The organism is Streptomyces sp. CB03238, assembly GCF_002099185.1.
Lineage (GTDB): Bacteria > Actinomycetota > Actinomycetes > Streptomycetales > Streptomycetaceae > Streptomyces.
The window spans coordinates 330389-355158 of sequence record NZ_NBCN01000001.1; the positions used below are offsets into that span (position 1 = coordinate 330389).

Annotated in this window: 22 protein-coding genes; 11 read left to right on the plus strand and 11 right to left on the minus strand. The window is 72.8% G+C overall.

Annotated features, from left to right (window positions below):
- Positions 1 to 18: 18 nt before the first annotated feature.
- Positions 19 to 1098: a mechanosensitive ion channel family protein gene (locus BKD26_RS01485; RefSeq protein ID WP_241518518.1), complete on the minus strand. Its 1080-nt coding sequence runs from the start codon at positions 1096 to 1098 to the stop codon at positions 19 to 21.
- 219 nt (positions 1099 to 1317) lie between these two features.
- Between BKD26_RS01485 and BKD26_RS01490 the strand changes: the two genes are divergently transcribed.
- The gene (locus BKD26_RS01490; RefSeq protein ID WP_073751115.1) at positions 1318 to 1851 is read left to right on the plus strand and encodes an HNH endonuclease; all 534 of its coding nucleotides are present in this window, start codon (positions 1318 to 1320) and stop codon (positions 1849 to 1851) included.
- A 202-nt stretch (positions 1852 to 2053) separates the two neighbouring features.
- Here BKD26_RS01490 and BKD26_RS01495 read toward each other — a convergent pair whose 3' ends face one another.
- Positions 2054 to 4990: a beta-N-acetylglucosaminidase domain-containing protein gene (locus BKD26_RS01495; RefSeq protein WP_084894859.1), complete on the minus strand. Its 2937-nt coding sequence runs from the start codon at positions 4988 to 4990 to the stop codon at positions 2054 to 2056.
- A gap of 280 nt (positions 4991 to 5270) precedes the next feature.
- On the opposite strand from BKD26_RS01495, the gene BKD26_RS01500 reads away from it, so the two are divergent.
- The 3 genes from BKD26_RS01500 to BKD26_RS01510 are packed head-to-tail and all read left to right on the plus strand — an operon-like array spanning position 5271 to position 7972.
- Positions 5271 to 5540, plus strand: a complete 270-nt coding sequence (locus BKD26_RS01500) for a hypothetical protein (RefSeq protein ID WP_084894861.1) — start codon at positions 5271 to 5273, stop codon at positions 5538 to 5540.
- Positions 5541 to 7724, plus strand: coding sequence for a 4-alpha-glucanotransferase (malQ, locus tag BKD26_RS01505; RefSeq protein WP_084894863.1), 2184 nt, complete (start codon positions 5541 to 5543; stop codon positions 7722 to 7724). It begins immediately after the preceding gene.
- Positions 7725 to 7744: 20 nt separating this feature from the next.
- Positions 7745 to 7972, plus strand: a complete 228-nt coding sequence (locus BKD26_RS01510) for a hypothetical protein (RefSeq protein ID WP_084894865.1) — start codon at positions 7745 to 7747, stop codon at positions 7970 to 7972.
- Positions 7973 to 8039: 67 nt separating this feature from the next.
- Here the strand turns inward: BKD26_RS01510 and BKD26_RS01515 are convergent, their stop codons facing one another.
- A complete protein-coding gene (locus tag BKD26_RS01515; protein WP_084894867.1) occupies positions 8040 to 8555 on the minus strand; it encodes a MarR family winged helix-turn-helix transcriptional regulator in 516 nt (171 codons plus the stop codon).
- 107 nt (positions 8556 to 8662) lie between these two features.
- On the opposite strand from BKD26_RS01515, the gene BKD26_RS01520 reads away from it, so the two are divergent.
- Together BKD26_RS01520 and BKD26_RS01525 are read left to right on the plus strand one after the other, a co-directional pair.
- Positions 8663 to 9589, plus strand: coding sequence for an EamA family transporter (locus tag BKD26_RS01520; RefSeq protein ID WP_084894869.1), 927 nt, complete (start codon positions 8663 to 8665; stop codon positions 9587 to 9589).
- A 120-nt stretch (positions 9590 to 9709) separates the two neighbouring features.
- Positions 9710 to 10588 carry a DMT family transporter gene (locus tag BKD26_RS01525; RefSeq protein ID WP_241518519.1) on the plus strand — a complete coding sequence of 293 codons (879 nt, stop codon included), beginning with the start codon at positions 9710 to 9712 and terminating at the stop codon, positions 10586 to 10588.
- A 75-nt stretch (positions 10589 to 10663) separates the two neighbouring features.
- Here the strand turns inward: BKD26_RS01525 and BKD26_RS01530 are convergent, their stop codons facing one another.
- Positions 10664 to 11137: a peptidase inhibitor family I36 protein gene (locus tag BKD26_RS01530; RefSeq protein WP_084894873.1), complete on the minus strand. Its 474-nt coding sequence runs from the start codon at positions 11135 to 11137 to the stop codon at positions 10664 to 10666.
- 179 nt (positions 11138 to 11316) lie between these two features.
- Here BKD26_RS01530 and BKD26_RS01535 point away from each other — a divergent pair, with 179 nt between their 5' ends.
- Positions 11317 to 12219, plus strand: coding sequence for a LysR family transcriptional regulator (locus BKD26_RS01535; RefSeq protein WP_084894875.1), 903 nt, complete (start codon positions 11317 to 11319; stop codon positions 12217 to 12219).
- Between the two features lie 452 nt (positions 12220 to 12671).
- On the opposite strand, the gene BKD26_RS01540 is transcribed toward BKD26_RS01535, so the two are convergent.
- Positions 12672 to 13319, minus strand: coding sequence for a TetR/AcrR family transcriptional regulator (locus tag BKD26_RS01540; protein ID WP_084894877.1), 648 nt, complete (start codon positions 13317 to 13319; stop codon positions 12672 to 12674).
- A gap of 140 nt (positions 13320 to 13459) precedes the next feature.
- Here BKD26_RS01540 and wrbA point away from each other — a divergent pair, with 140 nt between their 5' ends.
- From wrbA to BKD26_RS01560, 4 genes are all read left to right on the plus strand, one after another.
- Positions 13460 to 14074: an NAD(P)H:quinone oxidoreductase gene (gene wrbA / locus BKD26_RS01545; RefSeq protein WP_084894879.1), complete on the plus strand. Its 615-nt coding sequence runs from the start codon at positions 13460 to 13462 to the stop codon at positions 14072 to 14074.
- A gap of 48 nt (positions 14075 to 14122) precedes the next feature.
- Complete coding sequence (gene alc, locus BKD26_RS01550; RefSeq protein ID WP_084894880.1) at positions 14123 to 15265, plus strand: allantoicase; 1143 nt, start codon at positions 14123 to 14125, stop codon at positions 15263 to 15265.
- A gap of 260 nt (positions 15266 to 15525) precedes the next feature.
- Positions 15526 to 16455 carry a methyltransferase domain-containing protein gene (locus BKD26_RS01555; protein WP_084894882.1) on the plus strand — a complete coding sequence of 310 codons (930 nt, stop codon included), beginning with the start codon at positions 15526 to 15528 and terminating at the stop codon, positions 16453 to 16455.
- Between the two features lie 2 nt (positions 16456 to 16457).
- Complete coding sequence (locus BKD26_RS01560) at positions 16458 to 17567, plus strand: hypothetical protein (protein WP_084894884.1); 1110 nt, start codon at positions 16458 to 16460, stop codon at positions 17565 to 17567.
- 13 nt (positions 17568 to 17580) lie between these two features.
- On the opposite strand, the gene BKD26_RS01565 is transcribed toward BKD26_RS01560, so the two are convergent.
- The 6 genes from BKD26_RS01565 to pepN form a co-directional block, all read right to left on the minus strand.
- Positions 17581 to 18960, minus strand: coding sequence for a cytochrome P450 (locus BKD26_RS01565; protein ID WP_084894886.1), 1380 nt, complete (start codon positions 18958 to 18960; stop codon positions 17581 to 17583).
- Positions 18957 to 19577, minus strand: a complete 621-nt coding sequence (locus BKD26_RS01570; RefSeq protein ID WP_084894888.1) for an ATP/GTP-binding protein — start codon at positions 19575 to 19577, stop codon at positions 18957 to 18959. The genes BKD26_RS01565 and BKD26_RS01570 overlap by 4 nt, the downstream gene beginning before the upstream one ends.
- The gene (locus BKD26_RS01575) at positions 19558 to 19935 is read right to left on the minus strand and encodes a DUF742 domain-containing protein (RefSeq protein ID WP_084894890.1); all 378 of its coding nucleotides are present in this window, start codon (positions 19933 to 19935) and stop codon (positions 19558 to 19560) included. Before BKD26_RS01575 ends, BKD26_RS01570 begins: the two co-directional genes overlap by 20 nt.
- Positions 19932 to 20339, minus strand: coding sequence for a roadblock/LC7 domain-containing protein (locus BKD26_RS01580; RefSeq protein WP_073751149.1), 408 nt, complete (start codon positions 20337 to 20339; stop codon positions 19932 to 19934). The genes BKD26_RS01575 and BKD26_RS01580 overlap by 4 nt, the downstream gene beginning before the upstream one ends.
- Positions 20336 to 21982 (minus strand): ATP-binding protein, encoded by a 1647-nt coding sequence (locus tag BKD26_RS01585; RefSeq protein WP_084894892.1) that lies wholly within the window; start codon positions 21980 to 21982, stop codon positions 20336 to 20338. Before BKD26_RS01585 ends, BKD26_RS01580 begins: the two co-directional genes overlap by 4 nt.
- 178 nt (positions 21983 to 22160) lie before the next feature.
- Positions 22161 to 24719: an aminopeptidase N gene (gene pepN, locus BKD26_RS01590; protein ID WP_084894894.1), complete on the minus strand. Its 2559-nt coding sequence runs from the start codon at positions 24717 to 24719 to the stop codon at positions 22161 to 22163.
- Positions 24720 to 24770: the final 51 nt, after the last annotated feature.

Genomic DNA, 24770 nt, shown 5'->3' on the forward strand with positions numbered 1-24770 from the left:
ACGCTGCTTCGAACGGCGCTACTTGGTCAGGTTCGGCGGCGGCGTCAGCGGCGTCGCCGCGACCGACTGGGGAGAGGTGGCGGAGGCGAAGGCGGACGGGGGCGCCATGGCGGCCGCCGGGTTCGCGGCGGCGTCCTCCTGCGGCGCCGCGGGCAGGCCGCCCACGATGCGGATGCCGACCTCGTCGAAGGCCCGCTTGATGCGCCAGCGCAGCTCGCGCTCCACGCCCAGGGACTTGCCCGGCATGGTCTTGGCCGAGAGCCGGACCGTCATGGAATCCAGCAGCACCTCGTTGAGGCCCAGCACCTCGACCGGGCCCCATAGGCGCTCGTTCCAGGGCTCCTCCTTGGCCATGGCTTCGCCGACCTCGGTGATCACCGCGCGGACCTGGTCCAGGTCCTCGGTCGGGCGGACCGTCACGTCGACCGTCGCCGTGGACCAGCCCTGGCTCAGGTTGCCGATCCGCTTGATCTCGCCGTTGCGGACGTACCAGATCTCACCGTTGTCGCCGCGCAGCTTCGTCACGCGCAGGCCGACCTCGATCACCTCGCCGGAGGCGACCCCCGCGTCGACCGAGTCACCGACCCCGTACTGGTCCTCAAGGATCATGAAAACGCCCGAGAGGAAGTCGGTGACCAGGTTGCGGGCGCCGAAACCGATGGCGACACCGGCGACACCGGCCGAGGCGAGCAGCGGCGCCAGGTTGACGTTGAAGGCGCCGAGGACCATCAGGCCGGCGGTGCCCATGATCAGGAAGGAGGCGACCGAGCGGAGGACCGATCCGATGGCCTCCGAGCGCTGCCGGCGGCGCTCCGCGTTCACCAGGAGGCCGCCCAGGGCGGAGCCCTCGACCGCCTGGGCGCTGCGGTTCATGCGCTCGATCAGCTTGGTCAGCGCCCGGCGGACGAGGTGCCGCAGCACCACGGCCACGAGCAGGATCAGCAGGATGCGCAGACCGGTGCTCAACCAGGTGGACCAGTTCTGTTCCACCCAGCCGGCGGCCGCACCGGCCTGCTTGGCGGCTTCGTCGAGCGACACCGGCGCGGGTGTGGGGCCGGCAGCCGGAACGGCGGACCAGAGCACGGCGGGAACCTCCAGGATGGACAAGCGGACCAATTACATTAACGGCGCATCGGGGGTGGTTCGTTGCCATGTTCGAGGGAGAGCTGCGTCTCATCCGGGGATGATCGGGGTGTGGTCGAAAACACTTCGGGCCCGTTACCGGTACGTGGTGGCGCTTCGACCTGGCATGAGGAGAGACTGAGAGCAGATCGTCCCGGCGCGAGCCACGCGCCGCCGGCGTAATAGGAGGCATCCGTGCCGCATGTCCTGGTCCTCAACGCGTCGTACGAGCCCCTCGGCGTCGTACCGCTCCGCCGCGCGCTCGTCCTCGTCCTCGAGAACAAGGCCATCTGCCTCGAGGAATCCGGCGCCTTCATGCACAGCGCTACCCGTGCCATCGCCGCACCCAGCGTGGTCCGCCTGAAGCGGTTCGTACGGGTCCCCTACCGGGGGCCCGTTCCTCTGACCCGCAAAGCCCTCTTCGCCCGCGACGGCGGGCGTTGCATGTACTGCGGTGGCGTCGCAACCAGCGTCGACCACGTCGTGCCGCGAAGCCGCGGCGGACAGCACGCCTGGGAGAACGTGGTGGCGGCCTGCCGCCGCTGCAACCACGTCAAGGCCGACCGGCACCTGCGGGAGCTGGGCTGGCGACTCCACCAGCAACCCGCCCCGCCGACCGGCCTGGCCTGGCGCATCATCGGGACCGGGCACAGGGACCCGCGCTGGCTGCCCTACTTGCAGCCGTACGGCGCGGACGACGCCATGGCCCGGATCGATCGCGTTTCTTAGGGCTCGGTTCGGCTACGGGGCGCCTCAGCCGGTGTCGACGGTCGATCTCCCCCTACGCCCTTCGGGCGTGGGAGGTGCCCCCGCTCGACCCCCTCGTACCTCGGGGGCCTTTGCGCGTTCTCCCTTTCGACACCGTCGCTCCCCCTGCCTTCGGCGGGGGGACCCCACTTCGCCTCACTCGCCGAAGGCACACGTCACGGCGTCACGGCGTCACCGCGTAGGCCTCGACCGTGAACAGCGAGTAGCCGTACTCGGTCGCCCGCGCGTCGCCCTGGACGCGGACGAAGCGGGTGCCCGGGGCGTCCATCCGGATTGCCTCGCGGCCGCCCTTCCCGTCCTTCACGGTCGCCGCCGTGCGCCAGGTGCGGCCGTCCGCCGACACCTGGATGCGGTACTTCGCCGCGTACGCGTCCTGCCAGTGCAGGACGACCTGGCCGAGCCGGACCGGCTGCGCCAGCTCCAGCTGCCACCAGGCGCCGTCCTCCGCCGGGGACGACCAGCGGGTGGCCGGGTCGCCGTCGGTCGCGGCCGACGCGGGGAAGTCGGGGGTCTCGTCGCCCGATGAGGAGGCCTTGGCGGTACGGGCCAGATCGGGGCCGCCCGTCGCCGGGTAGGCCCGCACGGTGAGTGTGCGCTCCTGGCCGGCGAAGGACAGCGGCACCTGGTAGTCGCCCGCCGGGGTGCCCGCCGGGACGGTGATGTCGACCGGGACGGTGGCGGCCAGGCCGCGCGGGACGACCGTCTGCTTCGGGACGGTCACCTTCAGCCCCTTCGGGGCCTTGGCCGTCAGCGCGCCGTGCACCTCGCCGGGCCGCTGGGCGGCCAGCACCGCGTTCACCCGGCGCGGGGCGCCGCCGATCACCGCGTCCGTCTCGGCGTGCGGCAGCTCCAGGCGGGCCTGCGGTTCGTCGGCGAACCAGGGGACCAGGGCCCGGACGCCGGGGGACCGCCCGGTCCAGGTGATCCGTACGGCGTCGGCGGCCAGGCCCCGCGCGGCCGCCTGGGTCCAGCCGCTCCCCGACAGGGCGCCCAGCCGCCGCCAGCCCTCGCCGGGTACGTGCGCCTCGACGGAGCCGTTCACGGGGTGGGCCCCCGGCGCCGTCATCGCGGTGACCGTGTCCAGGGGCCGGGCCCGGTCCAGGCGCACCGTGTACGCCCCGTTCTCACGCTCCACGGTGCCCGCCTCGCGCGACGCGCCCGTCCACCGCGCCGCCTCCGTGACGGCCCGCGCCAGGAACGGGTCCAGCACGCCCTCGCCCACCGTGACCGGGCTCGCCGCCAGCTCCGCCCGTAGCGGCTCCAGGTCCAGCGAGGCCCGCCAGGCGCCCGCCCCGTCGCCCCGCGCCTGCGCCTGGAGCATGTCCACGGCCGCCTCGCCGGCGCGCCCGTAGCGCGCCAGCTGCTCCAGCCACGGCCGTACCTCGTCGTCCAGGAGGCCGTCCGCCGTGCCCGTCAGCCGCCCGGGCGCCTCGCGCATCACGGTGAACGCCGCCCGCAGTTCGCGCGCCGCCCGGTCCCGGGCCGCCGCGTCCGCCGTCGTACTGGCGCGCGTACGCCAGAAGCCGGCCAGCAGCGGACGGAGGTACGCCGACTCGGTGCGGCTGAGGATCGAGGAGGCGTCGTTGCCGGCGAGGGCGTGCAGCGCCTCACGGGCCTTCGGGTCGCCGCCCGCCAGGTCGTTCAGGGCCGCGTGCCAGGACTCGGCGGGACGGTAGCCCTTGGGGTTCCAGGCGTAGTCGGCGGCGGTGAAGACGGGGATGCGGGAGGCGGCGGCCTGCTCCATCGCGTTGGCCAGCAGCGCGGCGGAACCGGCCGCGACGGCCGGCTCGCGGCCCATGTACGGGCCCAGGAAGATCCGGTCCTGCGCGTAGTCGTTGACCGGATAGTTGTCCATGGTGACCAGCGGGTGCCCGAACGCGTCCCGCGCGCCCGCCAGTTCGCGGCCGGTGATCGTACGGGGGACGACCCCGACCCCCGTCCACGCCACCTGCACCCGGTCGTCCAGCTCCGCGGCGAGCGCCGTGCGGTAGTCGGTGGTGCCGTCCTGGTAGTACTCGGTCGGCATCAGCGTCAGCGGCTCCGCGTCCGGGTACCGGCCGGCCAGGTGCCGCGCCAGTTCCGTCGCCACGCGCGCGTGGGCCCGGGCCGCCGAGGCGGGGCCCGAGCCGAAGGCGTCCGCGTCCCTGGAGCAGTGCCACTCGTCGTAGGAGGCGTCCTGGAACTGCACCTGGAAGGCGCGCACACCGAGCGCGTACATCGCGTCGATCTTGCGCTTGAGCGCCGTCAGGTCGTCCTCGGAGGCCAGGCACATCGACTGGGCGGGCGACACGGCCCACGCGAGCGTCACGTGGTTGCGCCGGGCCCGGTCGGCCAGCTCGCGGAACTCGGCCCGCCGGTCGGCCGGGTAGGGCTCGCGCCACTGGGTCTGGCGGTACGGGTCGTCGCCGGGGGCGTAGAGGTACCGGTTCTGCTTGGTGCGGCCCATGAAGTCGAACTGGGCGAGCCGCTGTTGGTGGCTCCAGGGGCGGCCGTAGAAACCTTCCGTCAGGCCGCGCACGGCGGTCCCGGGCCAGTCGCGCACGAGGACGCCGGGTACGGTCCGGTCCTCGGCTATGAGCTGGCGCAGCGTCTGGACGGCGTGGAACAGCCCGTCCTTGCCGACGCCGTCCACGGCGACCGTGTCGCGGCCCTCGTACCGGCCCGTGGCGATGCGGTAGCCGCCGGACGGCAGGTCGCCGCTCTCGGGCGCGCGCAGGGCGCGCAAGGCGTTCTGCGCGCCGGTGCCGCCCACCAGCACGACCGGCCCGCGGCCGTCGCGCCCGGTGTACACGGTGCGTACGCCGGCGTCGCGCAGGACGCCCTCCAGCGCCGTCAGGGCGTACGGGTCGGCGCCCTCGCCCGCGAGGAGCGTCACCTCGTCGCCCAGCGGCACCGCCGTGCCGGCCGGCCGGAGGGACTGCGGGCGCGGCCACACCGGGGGCAGCGCGGCGCCGTCCCGCTCGGGCACGGTGGTGGTGGGGGAGCCTGGCCCGCCGGGCGCGGCCAGGGCGCCGGGAGCGCCGCCCAGCAGGCCGCCGATCACGGCGACGGCGACGGCCGTCGCGGTCCGCTTTCCGCGGCCGAAGCGCCCGAACTGCACGCGCGTCTCCCCTCGTCTTTCGTTGTTCTGCGAGTAGCTTTGCCGGTGGCTGGGACGGTGGCCGGAACGGTGGCTGAACCGGTCGGTTTCGAGCCCACCACCGACTCGCCGAAGGTGTCAATGTGCGTGGCCGTTGTGTCGTATTTGCCTACCGGGGCGCGGGTGCGGTTCAACTCCCGTCACGGGAACGCCATGTGACCGACGCCACGTTGTACGGATGTGTGGCCGCCCACTGGGTAGGGCTGCTGTGTCCCACTGTCACCTCCACAGGGAGGCCACCATGGCCGCGTCCGCCCAGCTCCTGCTCACCGCCCTCTCCAAACAGGTCCCGGGCCCCGCACCCGTCTCCGACCCGCCGGCCACCGGCCTCGGCCCCGGCTACTGCCCCCTCACCGGGCTGCCCGCCGCCGGCACCCCGCTGACCAGCGAGCCGCCGCTCGCCGACGCCGCGCCCCTGACCAGCGAACCCGCACTCACCGACTTCACCCCCCTGACCAGCGAGCCGACCGCGCACCGCACGGCCGGCGGACCGGAGTCCCCAGGAGCCTGAATGACCCTTGCCCGGCTCGCCGCGCTGCACGGTGTCGCCACCGCGTACTCCCCGTCCGCGGGCGTCACCGTCCCGGTCCCCGACGCCACGGTGGTGGAGGTCCTCGCCGCCCTGGACGTCGACGCCGCCACGCCGGAGGCGCTGCGCGCGTCCCTGGCCGCCACCGAGGCGGCCAGGGACGCCCGGCTCCTCCCGCCGACGCTGGTCCTGTGGCGCGACGGCCCGCCCGAGGACGCACCGCGCCAGGGCCGGCTGCACGAGGATGCACCGCGCCAGGGCCGGCCGCCCGAGGACGCGCCACGCCAGGGCCGGCCGCCCGAGCTGCCGCGCCCGCTCGCGGCGCTCCCGCCGGGCACCGACGTGCGGATCACCACCGAGCACGGCGACGAGATCTCCGGCACGCCCCGCTGGGCCAGGCTGCCGCTGGGCGTGCACCGGCTCCAGGCCCGGGCGCGCGACGGGCGCACCGCGCACAGCACGCTCGTCGTGGCCCCCGCGCGCGTGCCGCAGCCCTCCGGGCGGGGCTACGGGGTGCTGGTCCAGCTGTACTCGCTGCTGTCCACGCGGTCCTGGGGCATGGGCGACCTCGGGGACCTCCGGGAGCTGGCCGACTGGGCCGGGCGGGACCTGGGAGCGGGGTTCGTCCAGGTCAACCCGTTGCACGCGGCCGTTCCCGGGACGCCCACCGACCCGTCCCCGTACCGGCCCTCCTCGCGGCGCTTCCCGGACCCGGTCCACCTGCGGATCGAGGACGTCCCCGAGTACGCGTACGTGCGCGCGCACCTGAGCGCCGAGGAGCGCGCCGAGCTGGACGCCCTCACCGGGCGCGCGGCCGAGCTGCGCGAAGGGGTGCTGCGCAAGGGCGAGCTGATCGACCGCGACGCGGTGTGGGTGCTCAAGCGGCAGGCTCTGGAGCTGCTGTGGCGCGTGCCGCTGGGCCCCGGGCGGCAGGCCGCGCTGCGCCGGTTCCGCGCCGAGCGGGGCCAGGCGCTGCTCGACCACGCCACCTGGTGCGCGTTCGCCGAGCGGTACGGCTCCGACCGGCGGCAGTGGCCCGAGGGCCTTCGCGACCCGCGCTCGGCCGCCACCGCGCGGGAGCGGGACGAGCTGGCCGACCGGGTCGACTTCCACTGCCGGCTCGCCTGGCTCACCGACGAGCAGCTCGCCGCCACCGCGCGGGCCGCCCGGGAGGCGGGCATGGCCGTCGGGATCGTCCACGACCTCGCGGTCGGTGTGCACCCGGACGGCGCCGATGCGTGGGCGCAAGGAGACGCGTTCGCCGCCGGGATGTCGGTCGGCGCCCCGCCGGACGCGTTCAACGCGCGCGGCCAGGACTGGGGCCTGCCGCCCTGGCGCCCCGACGCGCTGGCCGCCTCCGGCTACGCCCCCTACCGGGACCTGCTGCGCGGCCTGCTGCGGCACGCGGGCGCGCTGCGCATCGACCACGTCATGGGCCTGTTCCGGCTCTGGTGGGTGCCCGAGGGCCGGGAGCCGACGGAGGGGACGTACGTCCGGTACGACGCCGACGCCATGCTCGCGATCCTCGCCCTGGAGGCCCACCGCGCGGGCGCCGTCGTGATCGGCGAGGACCTCGGCACGGTCGAACCCGGCGTACGGGAATCCCTCCAGCGGCGCGGTGTCCTCGGCACGTCCGTGCTGTGGTTCGAGCGGGACTGGGAGGGCACGCGGCGGCCGCTGCCGCCCGGGACCTGGCGGGCCGACTGCGTGGCCACCGCGACGACGCACGACCTGCCGTCCACCGCCGCACGGCTGACCGGCGAGCACGTGGAGCTGCGCCACCGGCTGGGGCTGCTCACCCGCACCCTGGAGGAGGAGCGGGCCGAGGACGCCGAGGAGGTCGCCGAGTGGCTGGCGTACCTGCGCACGCTGGGCCTGCTGGAGGAGGGGCCGCGCGACGAGGAGGCCGAGATCCGCGCGGTCTACCGCTTCCTGCGCCGCACCCCCGCCCGGATGGCCGGCGTCTGGCTCCCGGACGCGGTGGGCGACCGCCGCCCGCAGAACCTGCCCGGAACCTGGGACCAGTACCCGAACTGGCGGCTGCCGATCGCCGACGCCGAGGGCCGCCCCGTCACCCTGGAGGAGCTGGCCGTCTCACCGCGCCTGCACGCCCTGATGGACGTCCTGCGCCCGTCTACGGCACCCCCGGACGCGCGGGGCCTTTAGTCGTTCGCTACGTTTGCACCGTGGACAAGAAGAACGCCCTGCGCACCGGCGCCGTCGCGGCCGGTACGACGCTGATGATGCTGCTCATGTCGTCCCCCGCGCTCGCGCTCACCCGCGACGACGGTGACGACCCGGGTCCCGGCCTGAGCCTGGCCGAGACCCTCGGCCTGTACGTCGCCGCCCCGATCGTGCTGTTCGCGGTGATCGCGGGCCTGGTCATGGTGCTCGACAAGTCCAAGAAGGTCTGAGGACCTCCTCCTCTTTCCGAAGGCGCTGCCCGGCGGGACACCCCGCCGGGCAGCGCCTTCGCGCGCTTCACGCGCCGCCCGTCGCCGCTAGCAGCTTGCGCAGCAGGCCCGCCAGCTGTTCGGCTTCCTGGGCGTCCAGGGCCGCCTCCAGGGCCTCCCGCTGGACCGCGAGCCCGGCCGTCACGGCCTCGTCCACCAGCTCGCGCCCGCGTGCGCTGAGCGTCACCCGCAGGCCGCGCCGGTCGTGCGGATCGGGGCTGCGGCTCAGCAGCCCGGCCCGCTCCAGCTTGTCCAGCCGCCCCGTCATGCCGCCCGTCGTCAGCATGAGCGTCGCCGAGAGCTCGCGCGGGGAGAGCGTGTACGGCTCGCCCGAGCGCCGCAGCGTCGCCAGCACGTCGAACTCACCGCGTGAGATGCCGAAGGGCGCGTACGCCTTGTCCATGCGGGCGGCCATGGCGCTGCTCAGCCGGTAGATCCGCCCGTAGACCGCCATCGGAACGGTGTCTAGGTCAGGGCGTACGACAGCCCACTGGGCGGTGATCGCGTCGACGGGGTCCTGGGGCCGGGGTGTCGAGGAGGTCATGGCGGCAGTCTGAACTCCGTATCCCTCGTTCGCAAGAAAGATGCTTGCAAGTAAGTTGCTTAGCGCTAAGCTACTTACTGCCAAGCTACTTGAAGGGGGATGGCCCGATGTCCCGCAAGGCCGCCGTCATAGGTCTCACCGCCCTCGCGCCCGTCTCGTGGGGCTCCACCTACGCCGTCACCACTGAGTTCCTGCCGCCCGACCGGCCGTTGTTCACCGGGCTGATGCGCGCGCTGCCCGCCGGGCTGGCGCTGCTGGCGCTCACCCGGACGCTGCCGCGCGGCGCCTGGTGGTGGAAGTCGGCGGTTCTGGGGGCGCTGAACATCGGGGCGTTCTTCCCGCTGCTGTTCCTGGCGGCATACCGCCTGCCGGGCGGTGTGGCCGCCGTCGTCGGCTCGGTCGGGCCGCTCTTCGTCGTCGGGCTCGCCGCCCTGCTGCTGGGCGACCGGCCCAGCGCGCGGTCCCTGCTCGCCGCCGTCGCCGCCGCGTTCGGGGTCGGCCTCGTCGTGCTCAAGGCGGGCGCGGCGTTCGACCTCGTAGGCGTGGCCGCCGGGCTCGCCTCCGCGGCCGCCATGTCGGCGGGCACGGTGCTCACCAAGCGGTGGGGCCGCCCCGAGGGTGTCGGTCCGCTGGTGCTGACCGGCTGGCAGCTCAGCGCGGGCGGCCTCCTGATCGCACCCGTCGCCTTCCTGGTGGAGGGCGCGCCGCCGGCCCTCGACGGGCGGGGCGTCGCGGGCTACGCGTACCTCGCGCTCGCCAACACCGCCGTCGCGTACTGGCTCTGGTTCCGCGGTATCGAGCGGCTGACCGCGACCTCCGTCACGCTCCTCGGGCCGCTCTCGCCGATCACCGCGGCCGTCATCGGGTGGGCGGCGCTCGGTCAGACCCTGGGGCCGGTCCAGTTGGCCGGGATGGTGATCGCCTTCGGGGCGACACTCGTCGGACAGTGGACGCCCCGCCAACCGTTCACAATTTCTGAAGAAATGGGTGAGAAAGTTTCGATGGACCTAAGTGGTGTGGCGGTGCGACGGTAGATCCCGCAACCGACCGAGATCCCCTGGCGGGGAGAGAGGCAAGGGATAACCGTGGCAGTCCTGGACCACGTCCGTACCGATGAGCTCCCTGAGCTCGACGAGCCGACGACCGGGAGAGGAGTGGTCGTCCGGGCCTCCGGCCTCGGCCTGCTCCTCGCGGTCGTCGCGACGGTCGTCTGGTCGGGCAGCTTCGTGACCTCCCGGGCCCTCCACGACTCCGTCCCACCCGTCCAGGCCGCCTTCTGGCGGTGGGTCGTCGCGATCCTCGCCGTCGCCCCCTTCGCCGCCCGCCAGGCCTGGCACCAGCGGCATATGATCCGCCGTCACCTCGGCTTCGTCGCCCTCGCCTCGCTGCTCGGCGTCACCGTCTACAACACCCTCGTCAACCAGGCCGGCCTCACCACCTCCGCCGGCACCATGGGCATGGTCATGGCCGCGTCCCCCGTCCTGATGGCGGTGTACGAGAGGATCGGCGGCGCCCGGCTCGGCCCGCGCCGCCTGACCGGCATGCTGATCGCCTGTGCGGGCGTACTGCTCCTGGTCGGCAAGGGCTCCCTGGTGCCGGACCTGGCCGCCGGGGACCTGTGGATCGTGGCCGCCGCGGTCTGCTTCGCCTCGTACAGTGCCCTGCTCAAGCGGCGGCCGGCCGAACTGGGCGGACCGGCCTTCCTCTTCGCCACCTTCGTGCTCGGCGCGCTGATGCTGCTGCCGGTGTACGGGATCAGCCTCGCCGCGCAGGGCGGGTTCGAGCCCACGGCCGGGACCGTCGGCCCGCTGCTGTACGTCGGGGTATTCTCCTCCGCCCTCGCCTTCTTCGCCTGGAACAAGGCGATCGCGCTGATCGGCGCGGCCCGCGCGGGAGTCGTGTACTACCTCCAGCCGGTGTGCGTGGCGCTGTTGTCCTGGGCGCTGATCGACGAGGCGATGGGGCCGCTGCAGTTCCTGTGCATGGGGCTGATCCTGGGCGGTGTGGTCCTCGGGACGGCCAGGGGGCGGTGAACGGGCGTGAGGGCCTCACCCCGCCGGTGGTCGGGCGGCGGGGCGAGGCCCTCACGGGCATGTGCGACGAGGCGGTCAGCAGGGCACGACGTACCAGACCGGATTCCAGTTGTGGCCGGCGCTCGCGGAGTACGCGCCCGGCGTGGTGAAGATCGTGTTCCGGTTCCGGTCCAGGAAGCGGGCCCGGGTTCCGGGGGTCTGGTTGTTGATCCAGGAGCCGTTCCCGGTCCAGTTCTCCAGCGCGTACGTGCCGCACCGGTAGAGGTTGAACTGGGCGCCGGTGAAGTTGGTGCCGGTGAACATGCAGAAGTGCTGGGCCGGGCAGTCGGCGCGGGCGTTCTTCAGTACGTTGCCGCGGCCGTCGTCGTCCTTGCCGTCCTTGCCATCGTCCTTGCCGTCGTCTCCCGGGTCCGTCGTCACCGCCCGGACGGTGGCGTCCTGCCGGTCGCCCCCGCCGGTCGCGGCGGTCGCGGTGGCGGAGAGCCCGAGCGTCGTGGCGAGAAGAGCCATGACCGCGACCAGGGCGGCGGTCAACTTGCGCAGCGCCATGTGGATTTCCTTCTACGGAGTGCGGTGCCGGATGCCCACGCTCTTGCGCCGGGCATGCCAAGGAGTCTCCATGTCGGCAATGGCGCCCGGCAACCGGTATCGCCTCCGATGTCCTGGAGACGCCAAAGGCCCTCCTTGGGCGAGGAAGGCCGGAAAAATCCTTGTGTAGGTTGCGGGGCATGACCGAGTGGGACATCAAGAAGCTCCAGATCCTCCGCACCCTGCGCGACCGGGGCACGGTGACCGCGACCGCGGAGGCGTTGCTGATGACCCCTTCGGCCGTGTCGCAGCAGCTGACCAACCTCTCCAAGCAGCTCGGGGTGCGGCTGCTGGAGGCGCACGGGCGGCGGGTGCGGCTCACGGACGCGGCACAGCTGGTACTGCGTCACACCGAGGTGGTGTTCGCGCAACTGGAGCGGGCCGACGCCGAGTTGGCCGGGTACCTCCAGGGCGAGGCGGGCGAGGTGCGGGTGGGGGCGTTCTCCACCGCGGTGCCCGCGCTGGTCGTGCCGGCCGTGCTGCGGCTGCGCACCGCGCACCCGGGCCTGGAGGTGCGGGTGCGGGAGGCCGAGGCCGCCGAGGCGTACGAGCTGCTGTCGGCCGGGCAGGTGGACCTGGCGCTCTCCCTGGCGGCGCACGCCCCGACCGCCCGGGACCCCAAGTTCAGCCGCGTACCGCTGCTGGCGGACCCGCTGGACGTGGCCCTTCCGGCGGGGCACGCGCTGGCGGGGGCGCCGGGGCTGCGGCTGGCCGACCTGTCGGGGGAACGGTGGATCTTCGGCGGCAGTGGCCCCTGGTCGGAGATCACCAGGGCGGCGTGCGAGGCGGCCGGGTTCGTGCCGGAACAGGCGCACTCGGCCGCCGGGTGGACGGCGATCCTGGCGATGGTGGAGGCCGGGATGGGCATCGCGCTGGTGCCGCGCATGGCGGCCGCCGAACGTGCCTCGGGCGTGGTGATGCGGGTCCTGGAGGCCGACCAGCCGCGCCGCCATGTCGTGGCGGCGGTGCGCCGCGGCGCGGAGTCCGCCCCTGCCGTCTCCCGGCTGCTGGCAGCGCTGCGGGAAGTGGCGGCACGGCGGTAACCGCCGTGGGCCGCCCGGACGCGGCCCCGTGACCGACGTGCCCCCCAACGGCCGCCGGGGCGGTCCTCCCGGGTCGCTGAGGGCGGCGGACCTCCGGGGTCGCCGGGGCGGGCCGGGCGTTGGGGCCGCCGGGACCGCCGGGGACTCGGGTGGCCGTGGTGTGCCGGGCCCGCGGGGGCGACGGCCCGCGGAACTCCGGGGCCGCCGGGGGCGAGGGGCCGCCGGGGGGCCGGGTGGCCGGGGTTGCTGGACCCACGGGGTCAGCGGTCTCCGGGCCGCCGGGCCGCAAGGGCGGCTGAGGTGGCTGGCGTCGCGGGGACCGTCGGGGCCCTGAGCAGGCGAGGCCGCTGGGCCTACGGGCGGCCGGGGCGTCGGACCGCGGGGCGCCGGGGCCGTGGGGCCGGTGGGCGGGCGGCGGGCTTGAGGGGGCGGCGGAGGCGCCCGGAGGTGGGTCAGCGGGGCTGGGCGAGGCCAAGGAGCAGGGTGTCGGCGGCGGCCTTGATCTGGTCGACCGTTCGCGCGCTGTCCCGCGTCAGATGGTTCATCAGGCTCGGCATGAACGGGGCGAGCAGCATGTGGGCCAGCAGGGACGCGTCGGCCTCCGGGCGGATGCGGGTGACGAGCACCGTCACGTGTGTGTGCATGGTCGCGTACGCGCCGCTGCTGTAGCGGGCGCTCGGCGCGGCCGCCTCCGCCGCGAGCATCATGTCCAGCTGGTCGGTGACGCGGTCGGCAAGGGCGTGCAGGAAGGCGCGCAGCCGCTCGAGGGGCGGGGCGTCCGGGCCCAGCGGCGGCGGGCCGGTCATGAACGCCTCCTGGAACTGCTTCTCCCGCTCGTCGAGGAGCGCGAAGAGCAGCTGGGCGACGTCCCCGAAGCGGCGGTAGACCGTGCCCACGCCGATGCCGGTCTCGTGCGCGACCGCGTTCATCGTCAGCGCGCCCGGGCCCTTCTCGGCGACGATCCGCGCGGCCGCCTCCAGGATCCGGCGGCGGTTGTCGGCGGCGTCCGCGCGCTCGGCGCGGAGGGGGCGTCCTGCGCGCTCCGCGGTAGGTCCGCCCGCGAGCGGGAGGTGGGCGCGCGGCGGCTGCGGCTGGTCCATGCTTCCAGCATAACCCCCGTAACGGATAGCTATCCGATTCTTCTCCGAATCCCTTGCCAGTCGGATTTCTATCCGCTTAACTCGGTCTCGCCAGCAAGCGGATAATAATCCGCTCAGTGTCTCCCGAAGGGGTTCGCGCCATGTCTCCCAAGATCGCCGTCATCTACTACTCCGCCACCGGCAACGTCCACACCCTCGCCGAGGCCGTCGCCGAGGGCGCCGAGAAGGCCGGCGCCGAGGTGCGCCTCCGCCGGGTGCCCGAGCTGGCGCCGGACGCGGCCATCGACTCCCTGCCGACGTGGCGCGAACACATCGACGCCACGCGGCACGTGGAGGTGGCGACGCTCGACGACCTCTCCTGGGCCGACGCCTACGCCTTCGGTACGCCGACCCGGTACGGCAATGTGTCCTCGCAGCTCAAGCAGTTCCTCGACACCACCGGCGGGCTGTGGCAGCAGGGCGCCTTCGTCGACAAGCCCGCCACCGGCTTCGTCAGCGCCGCCAACACGCACGGCGGCAACGAGTCCACGCTGCTCGCGCTCTACAACACCTTCCACCACTGGGGCTCGCTGATCGTGTCCCCCGGCTTCACCGACCCGGCGGTGTACGCGGCGGGCGGCAACCCCTACGGCACGGCCCACGCCTCCGCCGCCGGCGCCCCCGGCGACGAGGTGCTCGACGCCGCCCGCTACCAGGGGCGACGGCTGGCCGGCATCACCGCCCGGCTCCTTTCAGCTGGACTTAACGGCCAGTGAAGAAACTTCCACTGGACCTGACCGGTCCGGCGGCGGGAGAGTCGGTGCATGACCTTCGACGCCAGCCTCACCGGCCCGGACCAGGACCCGCACGCCAACGACGCCGCGCCCTACGGCGGCGGTGACCCCTACGCCGACTACCGCGCCGGTGACTTCCCGTTCACCGAGCTGGTCGACCTGGCCGACCGCCGCCTCGGCGCCGGAGTCGTCGCCGCCAACGACGAGTTCTTCGCCGAGCGCGAGAACCTCCTGGTCCGTGAGCGCGCCGTGTTCGACCCGGAGCACTTCGGGCACAAGGGCAAGATCATGGACGGCTGGGAGACCCGCCGCCGGCGCGGCACCGACGCCGAGAACCCCTTCCCGGCCCCCGAGGACCACGACTGGGCGATCGTCCGCCTCGGCGCCCCCGGCGTCATCCGCGGCATCGTGGTCGACACCGCCCACTTCCGCGGCAACTACCCGCAGCGCGTGTCCATCCAGGCCACCTCCGTCCCCGGCTCGCCCAGCCCCGAGCAGCTGCTCGCCGACGACGTGAAGTGGGAGGAGCTCGTCCCGCCCACCCCCGTACGCGGCCACGCCGCCAACGGCTTCGAGATCAGCGCCGAACGCCGCTTCACCCACCTGCGGCTGTGCCAGCACCCCGACGGCGGCATCGCCCGCCTCCGCGTCCACGGCGAGGTCGTGCCCGACCCCGAGTGGCTGGAGCTGCTCGGCACGATCGACCTCGCCTCCGTACTCAACGGCGGGGCGTACGAGGACGCGTCGGACAAGTTCTACTCCTCGCCCACCCAGATCATCCTGCCCGGCACCTCCCGCAAGATGGACGACGGCTGGGAGAACCGCCGCCGCCGGGTGCGCGGCACCAACGACTGGGTGCGCTTCCGGCTCGCCGCCCAGGGCGCCATCCGGGCCGTCGAGATCGACACCGCGTACCTCAAGGGCAACTCCGCCGGCTGGATCGCCCTCCAGGGCCGCGACGGCGAGGGCGGCGAGTGGTTCGAGATCATCCCGCGCACCCGGCTCCAGCCCGACACCCTGCACCGGTTCACGCTGCCCGAGCAGGCCGTCGCCACCCACGTCCGGCTCGACGCCTTCCCGGACGGCGGCATCGCCCGGATGCGCCTGCACGGTTCGCTCACCGACGAGGGCGCGGCCGCGCTGCGCGCCCGCTGGGCCGAGCTGAACGGCTGACCGGCCTCCGCCCGGCGGGCGGCCGCGCACCGATCGCCCACCCGCCGGGCGGGCTTCACCACGTCCCGGCCGACCGAGGGGCGCCCCACAGGGGAGGGCGCCCCTCGTTCCGGTTCTGTCAGGTCAACTCGCGCAGAATGTGGCCCTTTTGCGCGTGAGTATGCTCAAACACTGAGTGACTGAGGACTTTTTTCAGTCACTTCTGGGCAGAGTGGGGCGGCCGATGAACACCCCCACATGACCGCAGGACCGGAGAACCGATGGACAGCAACCTCGTCATTCAGCCGACCACTGATGGCCAGGCCTTCGACCAGGCGCAGGTTCCGCTCTACTACAGCCGCAAGACCGCTGACATCCTCCACAAGTACGGGCCGGGGCCCCGCGTCCACTTCCACGTAGGGCTGTTCGCCCCGGGTGCCACCCCCAACACCACCGTCTCCCAGCGGGTGCTCAAGCGTCGCATAGTCGAGTCCCAGGAGGCGATCGTCGCGCACGCGGCCCGCAGCTGGGGCGCGTACGCCACCCCGCCCGGCAAGCTCCTCGACGTCGGCTGCGGGGTCGGCGGCGGATCGCTCTACTGGGCCCAGGAACACGGCACCAAGGTCACCGGCATCACCGTCACCGGCGAACACGTCCCGCTCATCCAGGACTTCGCCCGCCGGGCCGGCGTCGCCGGCCGCGTCACCCCCGTCCTCGGCGACATCCACGACTTCACCACCCGGCGCAAGTACGACGCCGCCTACGCCAACGAGAGCTCCGGCTACATGGACCGCGAGCGGCTCTTCCAGGTGGTCGCCAAGGCCCTGAAGCCGGGAGGCTGGTTCGGGATCCAGGAACACTTCGTCTGCCGCCCCGAGTGGACCGATTTCATCGACGGCTACTACAAGACCCGGCTCGGCACCCTCACCGAGTACATCGTGGCCGCCGAGGCGGCCGGCTTTGAACTCGAACAGGACGAGGACGTCACCGACCGGGTCGCCGAGTTCTGGGTCCAGTCCATGGCCTGGAACACGGCCGAGCTGGAACGCGTCGAGCGCGGCACCGGCCAGGCCGGCTCCAAGGAGAGGACCGCCTGGTCCCGGGAGCGTCTCCAGGAGTCCACGATCACGCACGGCAAGCTGTTCCGCATCTGGCGGGACCACGCCATGGAGACCCGGCTGCTCCTCTTCCGCCTGGGCGGGGGCAGCTGACGATGCCACCCGTGTACGCCAAGGACGCGCCCCCGTCCCGGATCGGCTGGCGCCTGCCGCCGTTCTACTGCCCGTTCGACAAGGGCCTCATCCACCCCAAGGCGGCCGAGCTCGAAGAGCGGGCCATCGCGTGGATCGACGAGTTCGGCATCTACCCGGACGCCACCGAGCGCGCCTGGGGCCTGGCCACCCACAGCGCCGACTTCACCAGCCGGATCATCCCGTACGGGGACGTCGAGCCGATGCTGCTGTTCACCGAGTGGAACTACTGGGCGTTCGCCACCGATGACTGGCAGGACTCCGGTGCGACCGCCGCCCGGACGGCGGCCATCGCCGACCACGGAGCCCGGCTCATGCGCGCCGTCGAGGCACCGGGCTCGGGTCTGCTCCCCCCAGGGCCGCACACCGCCGCGCTGGAAGACCTGATCACCCGTACGCGGACGATGCTCACACCCTTCCAGCTACGCCGGTTCACCGAGGGCATCAGGGACTGGGTCTTCGGCGCGGCCTGGCAGACCGCCCACGCCGAGCGGCACGTCATGCCCGGCCTCAACGACTTCGCCGCCATGCGGATGTCCGTCAACGGCACCCGCTTCACCCTCACCTGGTGCGACGTGGCGAACGGCATCGACGTCCCGGCCGACGTGCTCTACTCGGCGCCCGTCCAGGCCCTCACCGACGCCGCCGGCTTCGTCGTGAGCTGCGACAACGACTTCTTCTCGTACAACAAGGAGGACCACCAGGAGCCCTGGGAACAGAACCTGCTCAATGTCCTCGCCCGCCACCACGGCTGTACGCCCCAAGAGGCGCTGCCCCTCGCGAGCCGGCTACGCGACCGCGCGGTGACGCTCTTCGTCCGGCTGCGCGACCAGATCGCACGGGACGCCGACGACCAGTTGCGCCACTACCTCCGCTCGCTGGAGCACTGGATCGCCGGCGACGCCGAGTACCACAACAGGGCGCCGCGTTACACCAGCCCCCGCAACCGCAACGCCCTACCCGTCGAAGGGGCTTCGTACGACATCACCTGGCGGGACACCCCCAGCGACCCGAGCGCCGGGCCACCGCCCGTCCCCGCCATCGCCTGGTGGTGGCAGCAGCTCGACGGCTGACCGCCGGCACCGCTCAGCGGCGCCCCAGCAGGCGGCTCCACCAGGACGCCCGGCCCCGGGCGCCGTCCTCCACGGGGCCGGAAGGGGCCGGCGCGGTCACCGCGTCGGGCAGCGGCTGCGAGGCGCCGGCACCGGAGCCGGGAGCGGCCGTGGTGACCGTGGCCCCGCGAGGCGTGAACGTCACGGGAAGGGCCACCAGGTGCCGGGACATCAGCGACGACCGCCAGCGCAGATCCTCCTCCGGGACCGCCAGCTCCAGGTCGGGCAGCCGGGACAGCAGCGTGTCGATGCCCGTGTCGGCGATGGCCCGGCCGATGTCCTGGCCGGGGCACTCGTGGGGGCCGCTGCTGAAGGCCAGGTGGGAGCGGTTGCCGTGCACGGGAAGTGTGAGGTCCGGCCGGATGTCCGGATCGACGTTGCCGGCGGCCAGACCCAGCAGGAGCATGTCGCCGGCCCTGATCTGCCGGCCGCCCAGCTGGGTGTCGCCGGTGGCCCACCGCCCCAGGATCGTGGTGAACGGCGGCTCGTCCCACAGCACCTGCTCCAGCGCGTCGGGGAGCGTCATATGGCCGCCGGACAGGTTCGCGCGGAAGCGACGGTCCGTGAGCACCATCCGCAGCGTGTTCGCGATCAGATTGGCGGTCGACTCGAAGGCCGCGATCAGCACCAGCCGCAGATGCTCGATGACCTCCTCGTCGCTGAGCGCCGTGGAGTGCTCCAGCAGCCAGGACGTGAAGTCGCGGCCGGGCACGGCCTTCTTGCGCGAGACCAGCTCCCGCAGCACCACCGTGACGTACTCGTTGCTGGAGACGGCCGTCGCCGTGCCCTGGATCATGTCGCGGGCCGCCTCGACGAGACGCGGCCCGTACGACTCCGGCGCGCCGACCAGCTGGGTCATCACCAGCATCGGCAGCGGCTCGGCGAAGTTCGCGACGAGATCCGCGCGGCTCGCTTCGGCGAAACCGTCGATCAACTGGTCGGCGAAGCGCTTCACATAGCGGCGTACGCCGCGCCGGTCGAAGCGCTCCAGGGACTCGGTCACCGCCCGGCGCAGCCGCTGGTGCTCCTCACCGTCGACGAAGTGGCACACCGGCTGCCATGCCGTCATCGGGGTCAGGGGATGGTCGGCCGGGACGTTTCCCTCCCGCATGTCGCGCCACGTGCGCGGATCGCGGGAGAACCGCGACGGCGTACGCGCCACGTCCAGGTTCTCCCGGTGCCCCAGCACCAGCCAGGCCGGCAGGTCGCCGTGGACGAGGACGGGGGCGACGCTGCCGTGTTCGGCGCGCAGCTTCTCGTACAGGCCCATCGGGTCGGCCTCGGCCTCGGGGCCGTACAGCCGGTGCGCGGGGCAGCCCGGTGGTGGGCCGGCGGGGGACGGTGGAGTGGTCACGATGCCTCCGGGGTCACGGCGAGGGAGTGCAGGTAGCGCATCAGGGCCATCAGGACGTCACGGCTGGAGTCGCGCCGCCGGGCGTCGCACACGACGATCGGCACCGACTCGGGCAGATCGAGGGCGCTCCGCAGCTCCTCCAGGGGGTGCTCGGGCGCGTCGGGGAAGGAGTTGACGGCGACCACGAACGGAACGCCGCGCTCCTCCAGCCTGCCGATCACATCGAAGCTGACCTCCAGGCGACGGGTGTCGACCAGCACCACCGCGCCCAGCGCCCCCTCGAACAACCCCCGCCACAGGAACCAGAACCGCTCCTGGCCGGGCGTGCCGAAGAGGTACAGCACCAGCTCGTCGTTGATGCTGATCCGGCCGAAGTCCATGGCCACGGTGGTGGAGGTCTTGCGCTCCACGCCCGCCGTATCGTCGACGCCGACCCCGGCCTGGGTCATCGTCTCCTCGGTGGTCAGTGGCCGGATTTCGCTCACCGAACCGACCAGGGTGGTCTTTCCCACCCCGAAGCCGCCGACGATCACCACCTTCACCGCGGCGGTGGCCGTCGCCGGCAGGGCGTCCTCGTGGCGCGGCCCGGCGGGTGGCTCAGAGCTTCTGAAGTCCATCGATCACTGCCTCAATCAATGCCAGGTCGGGGAGTTCGGCGGGGGCGACGGGCGCGCGTGCCAGCAGGTGTCCGTCCGTGAGCAGGTCGCCGACCAGGACGGTCACCACGCTCACCGGCAGGGAGAGGTACGCGGAGATCTCGGCCACCGACAGCGGAGCCTGGCACATCCGCATGATCGCCGCGTGCTCCGGCTGCATACCGGGCCTGGGCCCCGACCTGGCCACGATCAGGGTGACCAGGTCGAGCGGAGCGGACCCTAATGAACCGCTGCGGCCACCGGTGATCACGTAGAGCCGCTCGGGGCTGTGGTCCTCCCAGGCGTGGCCTTCACCGCGCGGGTGATCCGGGTCCCTCACGCTGGCTGCCCGTCGCGGCGGGGCGGGCTGCTCAGATGCTCTCCGATCCGCGCCACCAGGTCGCGCATCCGCTGACCCATCAGTCCCGCGTCGACGCCCTCGTCGGCCAGGACGGCCAGGTACGCCCCGGCGCCGGCCGCCATCAGGTAGAAGAAGCCGCCGTCCATCTCGATCACGACGAGCCTCATCCGGCCCTCGCTGTGCGGGAGTTCGGCGGCGACCGCGCCCGCGAGGCTCTGCAGTCCGGCGCAGGCGGCGGCCAGCCGGTCGGCGGTGTCGGTCTCGGCGCCGTACTGCGCCATGCGCAGGCCGTCGGCGGAGAGAACGATGACATGGCGGGTCTGCGGAACGCTCTCGGCCAGGTCCTTGAGCATCCAGTCCATATCGGGCCGCTGCTGACTCATGGCTGTTCCCCCTTGCTCGCCGAGGCCGGCGAGGCGTCGCTGTTCTGGTCTGCGCCGGTCTGGCGTTCACCGGACAGGCCGCTCTGGAAGGCGGCCAGCCACATACCGGGCTGCACCTCGGGTGCGGGCTCCGGTTCGGTCGTGGCGGTCCGGGTGGTCGTGGTGGTGCCCGTGGTGCCCGTGGTGCCCGTGGTCTGTGTCGTGGTCTGTGCCGTGGCGGCGGACGCGGCCGGCTCGGGCGCCGGAGCCGTGACCCTCGTCTTGCGGCGCCGCTGCGGCAGCCCGCTCGGGGTCCGTTCGGCCACGACGGGCGCGTCGGGGCCGGGCCCGGAAGCGGAACCCGAAGCGGAACCGGTACCGGTACCGGCACCGGTACCCGAAGCGGAACGCGGCCCGGCCGCCTCCCGCGCCTCGCCCCGCGCCTCCTCCCGCTCCGCCGGTGCCAGGGCTCCACGCGGCCCGGAGGAGGTGCCGATGCCGTGGGCGAGGCCCGTCGCGGCCGAGGTGGTGGTGATCAGGTCCTGCGGCACGACGAGGACGGCACGGACACCGCCGTACGCGGAGGACCGCAGCGAGACCTGGAAGTTGTACGCCTGCGACAGCCGGCCCACCACGGCGAGCCCCAGGCGCGGCGTCTCGCCCAGGTCGTTGAGGTCGATGCCCTGCTGGGCCTGGCGCAGCATCCGCTCGGCCCTGCCCCGGGCCTCCTCGCTCATGCTCACGCCGCCGTCCTCGATCTCGATGGCGATGCCCGCGTTCACGTCCACGGCGGTCAGGTGGACCTTGGTCTGCGGCGGGGAGTAGCGGGTGGCGTTGTCCAGTAGCTCGGCCAGCGCGTGGATGAGGGGTTCGACGGCGGGGCCGACGACGGCGACCTCGGAGACCGAGTGCAGCTCGACGCGCTGGTAGTCGATGATCCGCGACATCGCGCCGCGCAGCACGCTGTAGAGCGGCACGGCCCTGCTCCACTGGCGGCCGGGCCGGGCACCGCCGAGCACGGCGATGGAGTCGGCGAGCCGGCCGATCAGCGCGGTGCCGTGGTCCAGCCGCAGCAGGTCGCCGAAGACGCTGGGGCTGCGGCCGTGCCGGTCCTCCATGTCCCGGAGTTCCTGGGCCTGTTGGTGCACGATGGCCTGGACGCGGCGGGCGATGTTCACAAAGGCCCGCTGCGCCGACTCGCGCAGGTCCTCCTCGGCGACCACGGCGTCCAGCACCGAGCGCAGCACCGCCAGGTGGGCGGCCCGGAACTCGGGGGTGAGCCCGGGTTCGTACGCGTCGGGGGCCTCCAGCGAGGCGAGGACGTCCTCGGGGAACTCCCCCTTGCGCAGCCGCCCCACGACGTCCGGCAGCAGCGTGTCGGCGAGCCGTACCGTCTCGGCCTCCTGCCGTGCGAGGGCCGTTCGCTGTCCGGCCACCGTGGCCCGGAGGCCCGCCAGCTCTCTGCCGCGCCGGGCGGCCGTACCGCAGGAGAGGGCGACCGCGACGAAGGCGGCGGCCCCGAGCCAGGCGACCGGGGTGCGGGCCGGCGCCGAGACCAGGGCCGCGGCGACGGCGGTGCCCGCTGCGATCACGATGGCGGGCAACGCCCATAGGGCGGGTGAGGCGGGCCCTGGACTTCCGGGCGACGATCCCAGTCGAACCATCAAAACCCTCAAACGATCGAAAACGAAAGATCAAATGACAAGGACGCAACGGCCCGAAAGCTTATCGGTTCCGTGCATGAGTCTTGACAACGGGTCATGATGTGGACGTGACAGGCGAGTTGCAAAAAAAAGACGCCCCGGACCCAATGGGATCCGGGGCGTCCGCGAACAGCCGTTCCTACAGGTCAGCCGCCTGCGCCCGCAGCGCGCGCTCGATGCCCGCCCGCGACTCCGACACCAGCCGCCGCAGCGCCGCGTTCGGCTCGGCGCTCGCCAGCCAGACGTCCGTCGCGTCCAGCGTCTCCTGCGACACCTGGAGCACCGGGTAGAGCCCGACCGCGATCTGCTGGGCCATCTCGTGCGAGCGAGACTCCCACACACCCTTGACCGCCGCGAAGTACTTCTCCGTGTACGGGGCCAGCAGCTCGCGCTGGTCGGTCTGGACGAACCCGCCGATCACCGCCTCCTGCACGGCGTTCGGGAGCTTGTCCGACTCGACCACGGACGCCCAGGCCTCGGCCTTGGCCTCCTCCGTCGGCCGCGCCGCCCGCGCGGTCGCCGCGTGCCGCTCACCGGCCGCCGTCCGGTCCCGCTCGTACTCGGCGGCGATCTCCTCCTCGCCGTACACGCCCGTGGCCGCCAGCCGCTCCACGAACGCCCAGCGCAGCTCGGTGTCGACGACCAGGCCCTCGATCGTCTCCGTGCCCTCCAGCAGACCCGTCAGCAGGTCCAGCTGCTGCGGCGTACGCGCGGTCGCCGCGAACGCCCGCGCCCACGCCAGCTGGTGGTCGCTGCCCGGCTCGGCGGTGCGCAGGTGCGCCAGCGTCGCCTCCGTCCAGCGCGCCAGTGCCGCCTCGCGCCGCTCGGGCGCCGCGTACAGGTCCAGCGCCAGCTTCACCTGCCGGTGCAGGGACTGCACCACGCCGATGTCCGACTCCTTCGCGATGCCGGACAGCACCAGCTCCAGGTACGCGTGCGTGGCCAGCTCGGCGTCCCGCGTCATGTCCCAGGCCGACGCCCAGCACAGGGCGCGCGGCAGCGACTCGGTGAAGTCGCCCAGGTGCTCGGTGACGTTCTCCAGGGACACCTCGTCCAGGCGGACCTTCGCGTACGACAGGTCGTCGTCGTTGAGCAGCACCACCGCCGGACGGGCTTTGCCCACCAGCTGCGGTACGTCGGTGAGGGCACCGTCCACGTCCAGCTCGACCCGGTCGGTACGGACCAGCTTGCCGCCCTGGAGCTCGTACAGGCCGATCGCGATCCGGTGCGGCCGCAGCACGGGCTCGCCCTTCGCACCGGCCGGCAGCGCCGGGGCCTCCTGGCGCACCGCGAACGAGGTGACGACGCCGTCCCCGTCGACCTCGATCTCCGGGCGCAGGATGTTGATACCGGCCGTTTCCAGCCACGCCTTCGACCAGGTCCTCAGGTCACGACCGGAGGTCTCCTCCAGCGCGCCCAGCAGGTCCGACAGGCGCGTGTTGCCGTACGCGTGCCGCTTGAAGTACGCCTGCACGCCCCGGAAGAAGGCGTCCTCACCGACATACGCCACCAGCTGCTTCAGCACGGAGGCGCCCTTGGCGTACGTGATGCCGTCGAAGTTGACCAGGACGTCGTCCAGGTCGCGGATCTCGGCCATGATCGGGTGCGTGGACGGCAGCTGGTCCTGCCGGTACGCCCAGGTCTTCATCGAGTTCGCGAACGTCGTCCACGACTGCGGCCAGCGCGAGCCCGGCGCGGCGGCCTGGCAGGCGATCGAGGTGTACGTGGCGAACGACTCGTTCAGCCACAGGTCGTTCCACCACTCCATGGTGACCAGGTCGCCGAACCACATGTGCGCCAGCTCGTGCAGGATGGTCTCGGCGCGCGTCTCGTACGCCGCGTCCGTCACCTTCGAGCGGAAGACGTACTGGTCGCGGATGGTCACCGCGCCCGCGTTCTCCATCGCGCCCGCGTTGAACTCCGGCACGAACAGCTGGTCGTACTTGGCGAAGGGGTACGCGTAGTCGAACTTCTCCTGGAACCAGTCGAAGCCCTGCCGCGTCACCTCGAAGATCGCGTCCGCGTCCAGGTACTCGGCGAGCGACGGACGGCAGTAGATGCCCAGCGGCACGACCTGCCCGTCCTTCTCGTACGTGCTGTGCACCGAGTGGTACGGGCCGACGATCAGGGCCGTGACGTACGTGGAGATGCGCGGCGTCGGCTCGAAGACCCAGACGTCGTCCTTCGGCTCCGGCGTCGGCGAGTTCGAGACGACGGTCCAGCCGGCCGGCGCCTTCACGGTGAACTGGAACGTCGCCTTCAGGTCCGGCTGCTCGAAGCTCGCGAAAACCCGCCGCGCGTCCGGCACCTCGAACTGGGTGTAGAGGTACGCCTGGTCGTCGACCGGGTCGACGAACTTGTGCAGGCCCTCGCCGGTGTTCGTGTACGCGCAGTCCGCGACGACCGTCAGCTCGTTGCGCCCCTGCTTCAGGTGCTTCAGCTTGATCCGCGAGTCCCGGAAGACGGCCGCGACGTCCAGCGCGTGACCGTTCAGGGTGACCTTGTGCACGGCCGGGGCGACCAGGTCGATGAAGGTCTCCGCACCCTCCTCGGCGGAGTCGAAGCGCACGGTGGTCACGGACCGGTAGGTGCCGCCCTCCTGCGCGCCACTGAGATCGAGGTCGACCTCGTACGAGTCCACGGTCAGCAGCTCGGCCCGCCGCTGGGCCTCTTCACGGGTCAGGTTCGTGCCAGGCACCCGGTCATCTCCTCGTTGTGTGACGTTTCCGGTCATCCTTCCACGGGACGT